We start from the raw sequence: 13,835 nt of genomic DNA on the forward strand, positions 1-13,835 counted from the left end.
GCCGGAGCCGCCCCCGTCGCCGATCCCGAAACCGCCGGGCCCGGACCCCGTCCCCGAACCCGGAGAACCAGGGCCGCCCCTTTCGTAGACGACCCGCACGGAAAGCACGCCGGCCCGGCGCACGGGCGGAAACCCCGCGCACCGGGCCACTGTCGTGCCCGGCCACCGCCGGCACTCGGCCACCGGCGTACCCCGGCCACTGCCGCCCCCGACGCCGACGGACCGGCACGGGCACCGGCGACCCCGGAGCCGTCCGCCCTCGAAGCCCCCGGGTCACCCGACCTCCGAGCCGCCCGAGCCCTACGCTTCGACCTCGGAGCGGTCCCCGCCCCACAGCGTGTGGAACGATCCCGCGCGGTCCGTCCGCCGGTACGTGTGCGCGCCGAAGAAGTCGCGCTGCCCCTGGGTCAGCGCGGCCGGCAGCCGCTCCGCGCGCAGGGCGTCGTAGTAGGCGAGGGCCGCGGAGAAGCCCGGCGTCGGCACGCCCTGCCGGGTCGCGGCCACCAGGACCTCGCGCCAGTCGTCCTGCGCCGCGGCGATCTCCTGCGCGAACGTCTCGTCCGACAGCAGGCTCGGCAGGTCCGCCCGGGCGTCGTACGCCGCGCGGATGCGGTCCAGGAACGCCGCGCGGATGATGCAGCCGCCGCGCCAGATGGACGCCACCTCGCCGAGGTCGATGTTCCAGTCGTACTCCGCGCTGCCCGACGCGATCTCGTGGAAGCCCTGCGTGTACGACACGATCTTCGACGCGTACAGCGCCTGCTCCACCCGGTCCGCGAAGGCCGCCGCCTCGGACCCGCCGAGCGGCGACGCCTTCGGTCCGGCCAGGCCCCGCGACGCCTCGCGCAGCGCCGTGTGCCCGGACAGCGAGCGGGCGAAGACCGCCTCCGCGATGCCGGACACCGGCACGCCGAGGTCCAGCGCGATCTGCACCGTCCAGCGGCCGGTGCCCTTCTGCTCCGCCTGGTCCAGGACCACGTCCACGAACGGCTTGCCCGTCGCCGCGTCCACGTGGGAGAGCACCTCCGCCGTGATCTCGATCAGGTACGAGTCCAGGCGGCCGGTGTTCCAGGTGCGGAAGATCTCCGCGATCTCGGCGGGGGAGTAGCCGGCGACGTCGCGCAGCAGCTGGTACGCCTCGCCGATCAGCTGCATGTCGGCGTACTCGATGCCGTTGTGCACCATCTTCACGAAGTGCCCGGCGCCGTCCGGGCCGACGTGGGTCACGCACGGTGCGCCGTCCTTCGCCTTCGCGGAGATCCTCTCCAGCATCGGGCCCAGCGACTCGTACGACTCGGTCGAGCCGCCCGGCATGATGCTCGGCCCGTGCAGCGCCCCCTCCTCGCCTCCGGAGATGCCGGTGCCGACGAAGTGGATGCCCCGTTCCCGCAGTTCCTTCTCGCGGCGCCGGGTGTCCGCGAAGTGCGCGTTGCCGCCGTCGATGATCATGTCACCGGGCTCGAGCAGCGGCGCGAACTCCTGGATCACGGCGTCCGTCGGCCCGCCCGCCTTCACCATGATCATCAGTCGCCGTGGCCGCTCCAGCGCCGCCACGAAGTCCTCCGCGGACTCGGTCGCCACGAAGTCGCCCTCGTGGCCGAACTCCTTCACCAGCTCATGGGTCCGTGACACGGTCCGGTTGTGCAGGGCGACCGCATAGCCGTTGCGCGCGAAGTTCCGGGCGAGGTTGCGGCCCATGACCGCGAGACCCGTGACGCCGATCTGGGCTGCAGTGCTCATAACGGTTGGCTCCTAGAGGTCCTGGAATCGGCGGTGCCGGTTCGGTCCGGACGACATCATCGAAGGGTGGTGCCGCTCGTGCTGGTCAGTATCGCCCGGTGACCATCGTGACGCGCCGGTACACCCGCCGCACATCCGGAATCTCTTGTCGCACATCCTGGATCGCCCGCCGAGGATGAGGCGCCACGCGCAGCGCAGTTCCCGTCGGCAGCCGCAACCAGGCACGATTCCCGGCCAGTTGACGCGGCGGAGCGACCGATTCCCCGTCTTGTCATGGCCTGTTCGCGGCGTCTACTTTTGCCCCTCCTGACGCATGTCGAGGGGGCTCTCCATGGCCGTACGCGGCCGGCACCGCCGGTATCAGCCGACAAGGATCAACCGCGCCTCGCTCACCGTCACGGCGGGCGGCGCCGGCATGGCGCTCCCGCTCATCGGCACCGGCGTCGCGCACGCGGCCGACGCGGACACCTGGAGCAAGGTCGCCGCCTGCGAGTCCAGCGGCGACTGGGGCATCAACACCGGCAACGGCTATTACGGGGGACTGCAGTTCACGCAGTCGACCTGGGAGGCCTACGGGGGGACTGCGTACGCGCGGCGCGCGGACATGGCCACCAGGGACCAGCAGATCGCCGTGGCCGAGAGGGTCCTCAAGGGACAGGGGCCCGGCGCCTGGCCGGCGTGCTCCGTACGCGCGGGTCTGACCCGGGGCGGATCCGGCCCGGGCACATCGCAGGCCGCGCCGGCGACCGTCAAGCGTTCGGTTCGCGACGTGAAACCTCAGACCACGCCCCAGTCGCACGCGGGCACCACCGAGATGTACACCGTGGTGCACGGCGACACGCTCTCCGGCATCGCCGACTCCCACCACGTCCAGGGCGGCTGGCAGGGGCTGTACGCGGCCAACCGGACGACGGTCGGCGCGGACCCGGACCTCATCCTGCCCGGCCAGCGGCTGAACCTGCGGGCCAAGGCGGCCAAGGCGGCCAAGGCCCCGGCGCACCCGGAGGCGCCGCCGGAGCGAACCCGCAAGACGCCCGAGGCGACCCGCAAGACGCCCGAGGCGACCCGCAAGACGCCCGAGGCGACCCGCAAGACGCCCGAGCGGACTCACAGGACGTCGGAGGCAACCCGCAAGTCGACCCCGCGGAAGACGCCTTCACATCACAGCGCCACCACCCACTCGATGGTCGCCCCGGTGAACGCCGCGACGGGCACGCGCTACCACGCCGCGGGGTCGGCGTGGTCGAAGGGCTACCACACCGGCGTCGACTTCCCCGTGCCGACCGGCACCTCCGTGCGGGCGGTCGCGGCCGGGCAGGTGGTCGACGCCGGCTGGGGCGGCTCCTTCGGCTACCAGGTGGTCATCCGGCACGCCGACGGCCGCTACACGCAGTACGCCCATCTGTCGGCGATCTCCGTCAGGGACGGGCAGAGCGTGGTGGCCGGCCAGCGCATCGGCCGTTCCGGCTCCACGGGCAACAGCACGGGCCCGCATCTGCACTTCGAGGTGCGGACGGGGCCCGGGTTCGGCAGCGACATCGATCCGGTCGCCTATCTCCGCGCGGGTGGCGTCGCCGTCTGACACCGGTCACTCCGGTGCGGTCCGACGGAACCGGAGCGGTCAGGACCCGGCCCGGGCGCGATGCCGGTCCATGACGGGCGCAGGAATGACCACCGCGGTGTGCAGGGGGCCGTACGGGCGCGACGGCTCGCCGTGCGCGGCGGGGTCCCAGTCCTCGTACGCCGCTTGCCCCGCCATGCCTTGCTCGTCCAAGACGGTCCTCCGCACGGACATCGCGGGCTCCGGGACCGACCGCGCCTTCGGCCACGGCCGGCCCACGGCCTCCGTGACGGCCTCGCCGGCCGCAGTCGCTTGCCGCTCGCCGTCGATCCGCTCCGTGGTCAGCAGGATCAGTCCGCCGCCGGCGAGAACACCGCAGACCAGGGCGAGCACGGTGCCGGTGCTGCCGTAGCGGAAGCTCTCACCGAACAGGGTGATGCCCACCGCGGCCGCCGCCACCGGATTGACGACCGTCAGCGTGGCGAGCGGTGCCGCGAGGCCCGCGCCCCGGTAGGAGGCCTGCGACAGCAGCAGACCGGCCGTCGCGAAGACGCCTATCGCCGCCAGGCTCGGCAGGTCCGCCAGAAAGACCCCGCCGGTCCAATCCACCGCGACCGTCTTGGTGAACACCGACGACATGCCGAACGCGACGCCCGACGCCACCGCCAACAGCATGCTGCGCACCGCCGGATGCCGGTGCGTCGCCCGTCCCGCCACCATCAGCGCCATCACGCCACCGGCGGTGACCAGGGCCAGCGTCATCCGCTGGGCGCCGCCGAGGGAATGCGTGCCGGAGACCCCGACCAGGGACAGCAGGCCCGCGAGGCCCACGGTCGCCATGACGGCACCGCGCCAGGCGGCCGTCCCCGCCCGGCGACCCACGCACAGCGCCGCCATCGGCAGCGCGAACACGATGGTCAGCGCGCCCAGCGGCTGGACCAGGCTCAAGGGGCCGTAGGCGAGCGCCGCCACATGCAGCAGTCCGCCGAGACCGTTCAGCACGACCGCCGCCCACCAGGCCGGCCTGCGCAGCGGCGCGTAGGACCGGCCGGGCGCGGACACGGCGACCTGCTCCTGCACGATCGCCCCGCCCGCGTACGCGACGGCGGAGACGAGCGACAGGAGCACGGACAACGCGAGGGCGCTCATCAGCGACTCCTTCGCGTGGGGCCGGAGCGGGCGGCCCGGCGCGACGAACGGTCTTCTTCCATGGTCAACACCTTGCCGCCCGGGGCTGTTCCCCGTCGTCGTCCCTGAGCACCCATTGGGTCGTACTGCCGATGGAGTACGAGAGCGTTTCTCTCATCCCCAAGAGGGGTGCCGACGCGCAGGTCCCCTGGGGGGAAGCCCGGAGCCCGCAGCGCGCTTGGTAGTACTGATCTGGTGGACCTCGACCCCGACCTCTCGGCGCTCGGCGCGCTCGGCGGCTTCTTCGTTCTGCACACCGGAGCGCCGCCGCGCGGGACGTTGCCCACGTTGGCGCAGGCGTACGCGTCCGGGCCGCCCGAAGACGGCACGGATCCGCTGGCCGTGCGCATCCGCAAGGTCGCGCACAGCCTCCGGGCACCGGAGCTCCGGGTCGCCGCCTCCCTCGCCCACCAGGGCCTGGCGGCCCGGATCTGGTCCGTCGCGCTCGGCTGTGCCGTGCTGTACGGGCGGGTGCCCGACCTCGATCCCCGGCTGCTGCACTGGGACCCGGAGGGCGGCGTGCCCGACGACCTGTGGCTGGGCGAGGTGCGCCCGCTGCCCGTCGACTCGCTCGACACGGTCGTCCGTGCAGCGCACCTCGCGCCCCTCACGGACGCCCTCGGCGCGCGCCACGGCGTCTCCGCACGGCTGTTGTGGGGCAACGCGGCCTCCGCGCTCGCCGGTACCGTCCGCATGGTCGACCGCTGGGCGCGGGAGACCGGCCGTACGGACGTGGCGGAGCGGGCCCGCTCCCTCGCCGCGGGACTGTTCGCGCACCCCGGCCTGTCCGGCGCCCTGGACCCCGCCACCGGCCGCCGCCGCAGCTGCTGCCTCTACTACCGGCTGCCCGCGGGCGGACTGTGCGGCGACTGCTGCTTCGACCGCCCGCCGGGGCACGTGTGAACACGGGTGGTCTTCCGCAACGGCCGTATCTGGGTGACCATGTGGGAACCAGTCGCTGAGACAGGGGGTACCGGGTGCGTGTGGGACTGCTGACCCGCGAGTACCCGCCGGACGTGTACGGCGGTGCGGGCGTCCATGTCGAGTTCCTCGCCCGGGAGTTGCGCTCCCTCGTCGACCTGGACGTGCACTGCTGGGGTGAGGGCGGCGCGGGCGGCGTCATACGCCACCGGCCGTGGACCGGCCTCGACGCGGCCAACGACGCGCTGCGCACCTTCTCCGCGGACCTGGCCATGACCGCCGCCCTCCAGGGCCGCGAGCTGGTCCACTCCCACACCTGGTACGCCAACCTCGCCGGCCACCTCGCCAAGCTGCTGTACGGCATCCCGCACGTGATGACGGCGCACTCGCTGGAGCCGCTGCGCCCCTGGAAGGCCGAGCAGCTCGGCGGCGGATACGCGCTCTCCAGCTGGGCGGAGCGCACCGCGATCGAGGCCGCGGACGCGGTGATCGCCGTCTCCGGCGCCATGCGCGACGACATCCTCGCCTGCTACCCGGCCCTCGACCCGGCGCGGGTCCACGTCGTGCACAACGGGATCGACACCACCCTGTACCGGCCGGACCCAGGCACGGACGTCCTCGCCCGCACAGGCGTCGACCCGGACCGCCCCTACGTCCTGTTCGTGGGGCGGATCACCCGCCAGAAGGGCGTGCCCCATCTGCTGCGCGCGGTGCGGCACATCGACCCGGCGGCGCAGGTCGTCCTGTGCGCGGGCGCACCGGACACCCCCGAGATCGACCGCGAGTTCCGCGACCTGTTCGAGGAGCTCAGCAGGGACCGTGAGGGCGTGCACTGGATCCCCAAGATGCTGCCGCGCCCGGAAGTGATCCAGCTCCTGACCCATGCCACCGTGTTCGTCTGCCCGTCGGTGTACGAGCCGCTCGGCATCGTCAACCTGGAGGCCATGGCGTGCGGCACCGCCGTGGTGGCCTCGCGCACCGGCGGCATCCCGGAGGTGGTGGACGACGGCCGTACCGGCCTGCTGGTCGACGTGGACGACGGCTTCGAGGAGCACCTCGCGCGTGCCCTGGACGCCGTCCTCGCCGATCCGGTGGCCGCGCGGCGGATGGGCGAGGCCGGACGGGAGCGCGCGGCGGGGGAGTTCGGCTGGGACGCGGTGGCCCGGCGCACGGTCCGCCTGTACGAGGATGTCCTCAAACAGGGGTAGTAGTCAGCAAAGTGCAGCACAACCGGGCGTAGAGGGGCGGCGGCATGCGGCGCGGTGGACCTTCGGTGCTGGGAATCGTACTGGCCGGCGGGGAGGGCAAGCGGCTGATGCCGCTGACCGCCGACCGCGCGAAACCGGCCGTGACCTTCGGCGGGACCTACCGCCTCGTGGACTTCGTCCTGTCGAACCTCGTCAACGGCGACATCCTGCGCATCTGCGTGCTCACGCAGTACAAGTCGCACTCGCTGGACCGGCACATCACCACGACCTGGCGGATGTCCAGCCTGCTCGGCAACTACGTCACGCCGGTACCGGCCCAGCAGCGGCTCGGCCCGCGCTGGTACCTGGGCAGCGCGGACGCGATCCTGCAGTCGCTGAACCTGATCCACGACGAACAGCCGGAGTACGTGGCGGTCTTCGGCGCCGACCACGTCTACCGCATGGACCCGCGGCAGATGCTCGCGCAGCACATCGAGGGCGGGGCGGGCGTGACCGTCGCGGGCATACGGGTGCCGCGCGCGGAGTCCTCCTCCTTCGGCGTGATCACACCCGGCTCGGACGGTCAGACGGTCGAACGGTTCCTGGAGAAGCCCGCCGACCCGCCCGGTCTGCCGGACGACCCCGAGACCGTCTTCGCCTCCATGGGCAACTACATCTTCACCACCAAGGCGCTGATCGAGGCGTTGCAGCGGGACGCCGAGGACCAGAACTCGGTGCACGACATGGGCGGTTCGATCCTGCCCCAGCTCACCGAGCGCGGCGAGGCCCAGCTGTACGACTTCCAAGCCAACCACGTGCCCGGCGAGACCAATCGCGACCGGGGCTACTGGCGGGACGTGGGCACCCTGGACGCGTACTACGAGGCGCACATGGACCTGATCGCCGAGCGCCCGGCCTTCAACCTCTACAACCGCAGCTGGCCCATCTACACGCACTCGTACCAGCTGTCGCCGGCCCGCTTCAACTCGGGTGGCATCGCCAGCGAGTCGATCATCAGCGCCGGGTGCCTCATCCGGGGCCAGGTGACGCGGTCGGTGCTGTCCCCGGGCGTCCTGGTGGACCCGGGCGCCGTCGTGCAGGGCTCGGTCCTGCACGACAACGTCCACGTCGGCCGCGGCGCGATCGTGCGCGGAGCGGTCCTCGACAAGAACGTGGAGGTGCCCCCGGGGGCGACGATCGGCGTCAACCCGGAACGGGACGCGGAGCTGTACACGGTGTCGAAGGGCGGAGTGATCGCGCTGGGGAAGGGACAGCGGGTGTCGTAGGCCCGTGGGGCCGGGCCGCCGCCGGCTCCCGCGTCAGCGGAAGGCGGCGGCATTCTCCCGGGCCCAGTCGGCGAAGGGGCGGGGCGGGCGGCCCAGGACGCGTTCGGCGTCGGGGCTGACGCGTCGTTCGGCGGGGGTCGGCTCGCCCAGGATCGTCAGCGTGGTCTCGACCACCGGCTCGGGCATGAACCGCAGCATCTCCGCGCGGGCCTCGTCGCGGGTCTGCTCGGTGAACCGTACCGGTTCGCCGAGCGCGTCCCCGATCGCCGCGGCCCGTTGCCGGGGCGTGGTGGGCGACGGCCCGGTCAACTCGTAGACGCGGCCCTGGTGAGCGTCCTCGCGCAGGGCCGCCGCGGCGACCTCGGCGATGTCGCCCGGGTCGACGGTGGGCAGTCCGACATCAGCGAACGGTGCCGCGACGGCCCGCCGGGTACGGACCGCCTCGGCCCAGGCGAACGCATTGGAGTGGAAGCCGCCGGGTCGCAGGATCGTCCACTTCAGGCCCGACTCCCGTACGGCGTCCTCGATGGCGCGCGCGACGCCCCCGTGCGAGCCCGACTCCGGCCGGGTCGCGACCCCTTGCGACGAGAGCAGCACCACCCGTTCGACACCGCCGGCCTTGGCGACGTCCAGGATGTCCCGCGGGCTCAGCAGGTGCGCACTGGGGCCGCCGTTCTGCAGGAAGAGCGCGTCGGCGCCGTCGAACACGGGCCGGAGGCTCTCGGGGTCGGTCAGGTCCGCCGTCCGCCGTCTGACGCCCTCCGGCATGTCGGCCGCCGAGACCCCACGCGAGGTCGCGGTCACCTGCTCGCCGGCGGCCACCAGGATCCGCACGAGCGACCGGCCGACGTTGCCGGTCGCCCCCGTCACTACGAACATGGTCAACTCCCTGTTGTTCCAGAGTGGTTGTCGAGACACGGGGACGCTAACACCGTCGGTATAGTAGGTACCTACAGGAAAGTGGCTATCCCGGAGGGGTGCGCATGGCCGGCGAAGCGACCTGGGCGGCGTCCGCCGCCACCGACCCCGAACTCGCCTGTCCCATCGCCCCGGTCGTCGACATCGTGTTCAGCCGCTGGACCACCCCGATCCTGTGGACTCTCCACACCCACGGCCGTCAGCGCTTCGTCGAACTCCAGCGGCGCATCGACAGGATCACCCCCAAGGTGCTGACCCAGCGGCTGAGGCAACTCGAGCGCGACGGGCTGATCGTGCGCACGTACCACCCGGAGGTCCCCCCACGGGTCGAGTACGAGATCAGCGAACTCGGCCGCAGCCTCGCCCCGCTCTTCGCGCACCTCGCGGAATGGTCCGCCGAGCACCTGGACGAGGTCTCGCGGGCCCGGAACGAGTACGACACCGACCCGGCCAGGTAGCACCGCCGGGCGGCACGGGCGGGTGAACGGCCGCCGCTTGTGAAGAACCTCGGCGAGCACATCCTCGTTGCCCATCCCGTGGAGTCGCAGCTCTCCGGCATCGAGCGGCACGAGGCCCCTGTGCGGGACCGCCGCGCCTTCAGCGTGCCCTCCGGCCGGCGGACCGGCTCGAGCAGGCGGCTCCAGCTCCCCTACGACTCGTGCATGCCGACCGCGCTCCGCTCACCTGTGACCGCCGGGTTCTCGAGCCGGACGCCGCGTGCCTGCGGGTCGCGCACCAGGCGCTGATCGCGACGCGTCCCCGAACAACCCCGCCGGTTACCCGGGAAACTGACGCCCGGCCACCACCATGTGCTCGACCACATCGATCCTGGGAGGTCTTCCGAGATGAGACGCACCCGGCGCCTGCGCCTCGCCGCCGCGAGCACGGTGGTGGCCTCGACACTGTGCCTCCCACAGGCCGCGCATGCCGCAGAGCCCCGCGACGGCGGGCTCACCGGCCTGGTCAACCCCTTCATCGGCACACAGGACGAGGGCAACACCTTCCCCGGCGCCGCCGTGCCCTTCGGCATGGTGCAGTTCTCCCCGGACACCGGGCACAACACCGGCTACGACCACGCCCAGAACCGGATCCGCGGCTTCTCCCTCGTGCACCTCTCCGGCGTCGGCTGCGCCATCGGAGGAGACCTGCCGGTGCTGCCCACGACGGGTGACGTGACCGAGACGGACTACACCAAGTACGCGGCCACGTTCAGCCACGCGAACGAGCAGGCGAGCCCCGGCTACTACCGGGTCGGCCTCGACAGCGGCATCGAGGCGGAACTGACGGCGTCCCCGCGCACCGCCGTCCAGCGTTACGCCTTCCCGGCCACCGGCAAGGCGAACGTGCTGCTCAACGCGGGCCAGGCACTGCACAAGAACGTGTCCTCCAAGGTGGAGATCCTCGACGACCGCACCGTGCGCACCGAGATCACGGGCGCCGGCTTCTGCCGCTCCACCCGGCCGTACACGGTCTACACCGTCACCCGCTTCAACCGGCCGTTCACCGCCCACGGGACCTGGTACCAGGACTCGATCACCCCTGGGGCGACGAAGTCGGCGGGGCCCGGGCGCAACGGCGCCTACGTCACGTTCGACACCACCAAGAACCGCACCGTCGAGGCGACCACCGCACTGTCGTACGTCGACGCACACGGCGCCGACGTCAACCTCGCTACCACGTACGGCCGTTCGTTCGACACCGTGTGGACGGCCGCTCGCCGTGCCTGGGAGGACCGCCTCGACGACGTCCGGGTCCAGGGCGGTGACGCCACCCTGCGCACCACCTTCTACTCCTCGCTGTACCGGTCCTTCCTCGCGCCGAACATCGGCAGCGACGCCGACGGCCGCTACACCGGCTGGGACCAGAAGGTCCACCGCGCGCAGGGCTTCACGTACTTCCAGAACTGGTCGCTGTGGGACACCTACCGCACCCAGTCCCAGCTGCTGTCCCTGCTCGCGCCGCACGAGGCGCGCGACATCGCCGTCTCCCTGCTGACGGTCGACGAGCAGGGTGGCTGGCTGCCCAAGTGGGGCTACGGCGCGGTCGAGACGAACATCATGAGCGGCGACCCCGTCACCCCGTACCTGACCCACGCCTACCATCAGGGACTGCTCAAGGGGTACGAGGAGCGGGCGTACCGCGCGCTGAAGAAGAACGCCGACGGCGTGCCGTCCGCCGACACCATGTACACGGGCCGTGAGGCGAACCGCGAGTACGTCGCGCACGGCTTCGCGCCCTACATCAAGGGCCGCCCCTACACCAAGCCCGGCGACTCCGACTACCACCACGGCGGGTCGGTGACGCTGGAGTACGCGCTCGCCGACGCCATGCTCGCCCAGATGGCACGTGCCCTGGGGCACCCCGCGGACGCCGCCCGCTACGCCGCCCGGTCCCGCAACTACCGCACCCTCTTCGATTCCTCGACCGGCTTCTTCCGCGCCAGGGACGCCTCCGGGGCCTTCGCGGGGCCGGCCGACCCGGCCGAGAGCCAGGGCTTCCACGAGGGCACAGCCTGGCAGTACCAGTGGCTCGTGCCGCAGGACCTGCCCGGCATGGTCGGCCTCATCGGCGGCCGGCAGGCGGCCAACGACCGGCTCGACGCCTTCTTCGCCTACGACGAGCTGCTCAAGGACCCGGAGAGGACCGCGCGCGAGGTGTGGGTGCACGGAGCGTACGCCTACTACGGCGCGGCCACGTACAACCCGCAGAACGAGCCGGACCTGATCGCCCCCTACACGTACCTGTCGACCGGTCAGCCGTGGAAGACCACGGACGTCGTGCACGCGGCGCTGACGCTCTTCACCAACGGCCCGACCGGGATGACCGGCAACGACGACCTCGGCACGATGTCCGCCTGGAACGTGCTGTCGTCCATCGGCCTCTTCCCCGTGCAGCCCGGCTATCCCACCTGGGGTCTGACCACCCCGGTGTTCGACCGCGTCGACCTGGTGCTCGACCGGGCGTACTACCCGCGCGGCGGGCTGACCGTCGCCGCACCCGGCACGTCACAGCGCGACCGGTACGTCCAGAACGTGCGCATCGACGGAACGGCGTACGAACGCACGTACGTCACGACGGACGCGTTGCGCCGTCTGGGCACGCTGGAGTTCACGGTCGGCGCGCGGCCGTCCGGGTGGGGCACGGCACCGCAGGCCGCGCCGCCCCCGCTGAAATGACCGCTTCTGTCACATCAGTCCCGCCTCTCTCGGCGAGGCGGGACTTAATCCGCTGTTAACTGTACGTAGCCTGATCGTACTTGACCGTAATCGCCTGTCGGAGGTTGACTCGTGCTTCCCTCATCGTCGACGCGAGGCAAGCCATTGACTTCTGACCTGCTCGCACCACTCGACCTGGCGTTCTGGAACATCGAGTCCGCCCGGCACCCCATGCACCTCGGTGCCCTCGGCGTGTTCTCCTGCCACTCGCCGACCGCGGGCGCGCATGCCGCGGATCTGCTGGCGGCCCGCGCCGCCGCGGTCCCGGGACTGCGCATGCGGATCCGGGACGTCTGGCTGCCGGACGTCCGCCTGCCGCGCGACCTCGCCGCCGCGCGCCTCCCGCTCGCCCTGGGCGGTGCGACCCGGGAACCCGACCCCGACTTCGACCCCCTGCGCCATGTGCGGCTGCACGCGCCCACCGCCGACTTCCACGCCGAGGCCGGACGGCTCATGGAGCGCGCGCTGGTACGCGGCCGGCCGCCGTGGGAGGCGCATGTGCTGCCGGGGGAGGACGGCACCTCCTTCGCCGTGCTGTTCAAGTTCCACCACGCGCTCGCCGACGGGCTGCGCGCGCTGACCCTCGCGGCCGCCGTCATGGACCCGATGGACATGCCCGAACCCCGGCCGCGCCCGCCGGAGCCCGCCCGGGGCCTCCTGCCCGACGTGCGCAGGCTCCCGGGGCTGCTGCGCGGCACGCTCGCCGACGTGGGGCGCGCCCTCGACATCGGCACCTCCGTGGCCCTGTCCACCCTCGGCATGCGCTCCTCGTCGGCGCTCACCTCCGAGCCCAGCGGCACCCGCCGTACGGCCGGTGTCGCCATCGACCTCGACGATGTGCACCGGGTGCGCAAGTCGGCGGGCGGCACCGTCAACGACGTGCTGATCGCGGTCGTCGCGGGCGCCCTGCGGCGCTGGCTGGACGAGCGCGGCGACGGCAGCGCGGGTGTCGAGCCGCGGGCGCTCATTCCGGTGTCCAAGCGCCGCCCGCGCACCGCGCACCCACAGGGCAACCGGCTCTCCGGTTACCTGATACGGCTTCCGGTCGGTGATCCGGACCCGCTGGAGCGGCTGCGGACGGTGCGGACGGCCATGGACCGCAACAAGGACGCCGGACCCAACCGGGGCGCGGGCGCCGTCGCACTGCTCGCCGACCATGTGCCCGCGCTGGGGCACCGGCTGGGCGGGCCGCTGGTCAGCCAGGCCGCGCGGCTCTGGTTCGACATCCTGGTCACCAGCGTGCCGCTGCCCAGCCTCGGCCTGAGGCTCGGCGGCAACCCGCTCGCCGAGGTCTACCCGCTCGCCCCCCTGGCCCGCGGCCAGTCCCTGGCAGTGGCGATCTCGACGTACCGCGGTCGCGTCCACTACGGACTAGTCGCCGACGGCCGGGCGGTGCCGGACCTGGAACGCCTGGCCCGGGCGGTCCCCGACGAGGTCGAGACACTGCTGGCGGCCTGCCGCATCTGAACGGGGACGGACGCGCTGGTCCCGGCATCCAGAGGGGTGCCGGGCCCTGCGTCACCCGCGGTGACGCGGGGCCGGACCGTCGGCGCGGGACTTCTCACGCCCCCGCCGCTCCCGGCCCCCGGTCCACTCCCGAGGGCTGCGCCCGCGGCTCCACGCCGCCGGCTCAGGGGCCTCGTCCTCGAACTCCCTCGGGGTCTTCGAGCAGGCGGGGGCTCCCGGACGGGCTGAATTCGATCATCGCGGGTTTGGTGACCCGCCCCGCCGCTCCGTAAAATTCCCCGTTCGAAGGCGAGCGCGGTCGGAGCGCTGCGCGGGAGAGCGAGGAACGGCAGCGCGATGACGGTGACAGAGG

At 72.4% G+C, this 13,835-nt stretch carries 10 protein-coding genes; 7 read left to right on the forward strand and 3 right to left on the reverse strand.

Features of this window, described 5'->3' with window-relative positions; all coding sequences use genetic code 11:
- Nucleotides 1-300: 300 nt before the first annotated feature.
- The gene (gndA, locus tag C3488_RS36955; RefSeq protein ID WP_103845234.1) at nucleotides 301-1,740 is read right to left on the reverse strand and encodes an NADP-dependent phosphogluconate dehydrogenase; all 1,440 of its coding nucleotides are present in this window, start codon (nucleotides 1,738-1,740) and stop codon (nucleotides 301-303) included.
- A gap of 331 nt (nucleotides 1,741-2,071) precedes the next feature.
- Between gndA and C3488_RS36960 the strand changes: the two genes are divergently transcribed.
- Complete coding sequence (locus C3488_RS36960) at nucleotides 2,072-3,322, forward strand: transglycosylase family protein (RefSeq protein ID WP_103845235.1); 1,251 nt, start codon at nucleotides 2,072-2,074, stop codon at nucleotides 3,320-3,322.
- Between the two features lie 39 nt (nucleotides 3,323-3,361).
- Here C3488_RS36960 and C3488_RS36965 read toward each other — a convergent pair whose 3' ends face one another.
- A complete protein-coding gene (locus C3488_RS36965; protein ID WP_103845236.1) occupies nucleotides 3,362-4,450 on the reverse strand; it encodes a DMT family transporter in 1,089 nt (362 codons plus the stop codon).
- Nucleotides 4,451-4,684: 234 nt separating this feature from the next.
- Between C3488_RS36965 and C3488_RS36970 the strand changes: the two genes are divergently transcribed.
- From C3488_RS36970 to glgC, 3 genes are all read left to right on the forward strand, one after another.
- Nucleotides 4,685-5,392, forward strand: a complete 708-nt coding sequence (locus C3488_RS36970) for a (2Fe-2S)-binding protein (protein ID WP_103845237.1) — start codon at nucleotides 4,685-4,687, stop codon at nucleotides 5,390-5,392.
- A gap of 74 nt (nucleotides 5,393-5,466) precedes the next feature.
- Nucleotides 5,467-6,618, forward strand: coding sequence for a glycogen synthase (gene glgA / locus C3488_RS36975; protein ID WP_103845238.1), 1,152 nt, complete (start codon nucleotides 5,467-5,469; stop codon nucleotides 6,616-6,618).
- 44 nt (nucleotides 6,619-6,662) lie between these two features.
- The gene (glgC, locus tag C3488_RS36980) at nucleotides 6,663-7,883 is read left to right on the forward strand and encodes a glucose-1-phosphate adenylyltransferase (RefSeq protein WP_103845239.1); all 1,221 of its coding nucleotides are present in this window, start codon (nucleotides 6,663-6,665) and stop codon (nucleotides 7,881-7,883) included.
- 33 nt (nucleotides 7,884-7,916) lie between these two features.
- Here glgC and C3488_RS36985 read toward each other — a convergent pair whose 3' ends face one another.
- Entirely contained in the window at nucleotides 7,917-8,762 is an 846-nt protein-coding gene (locus C3488_RS36985) for an NAD(P)H-binding protein (RefSeq protein ID WP_103845240.1), read from the reverse strand.
- Between the two features lie 104 nt (nucleotides 8,763-8,866).
- Between C3488_RS36985 and C3488_RS36990 the strand changes: the two genes are divergently transcribed.
- The 3 genes from C3488_RS36990 (at nucleotide 8,867) to C3488_RS37005 (ending at nucleotide 13,483) form a co-directional block, all read left to right on the forward strand.
- Nucleotides 8,867-9,259, forward strand: coding sequence for a helix-turn-helix domain-containing protein (locus C3488_RS36990; RefSeq protein ID WP_103845241.1), 393 nt, complete (start codon nucleotides 8,867-8,869; stop codon nucleotides 9,257-9,259).
- A gap of 387 nt (nucleotides 9,260-9,646) precedes the next feature.
- On the forward strand, nucleotides 9,647-11,977 hold the full coding sequence (locus C3488_RS37000) for a GH92 family glycosyl hydrolase (protein WP_103845243.1): 2,331 nt from the start codon (nucleotides 9,647-9,649) through the stop codon (nucleotides 11,975-11,977).
- A gap of 144 nt (nucleotides 11,978-12,121) precedes the next feature.
- A complete protein-coding gene (locus tag C3488_RS37005) occupies nucleotides 12,122-13,483 on the forward strand; it encodes a wax ester/triacylglycerol synthase family O-acyltransferase (protein ID WP_103845244.1) in 1,362 nt (453 codons plus the stop codon).
- Nucleotides 13,484-13,835 lie beyond the last annotated feature (352 nt).

The sequence above is a fragment of the Streptomyces sp. Ru72 genome, assembly GCF_002920635.1.
Taxonomy (GTDB): domain Bacteria; phylum Actinomycetota; class Actinomycetes; order Streptomycetales; family Streptomycetaceae; genus Streptomyces.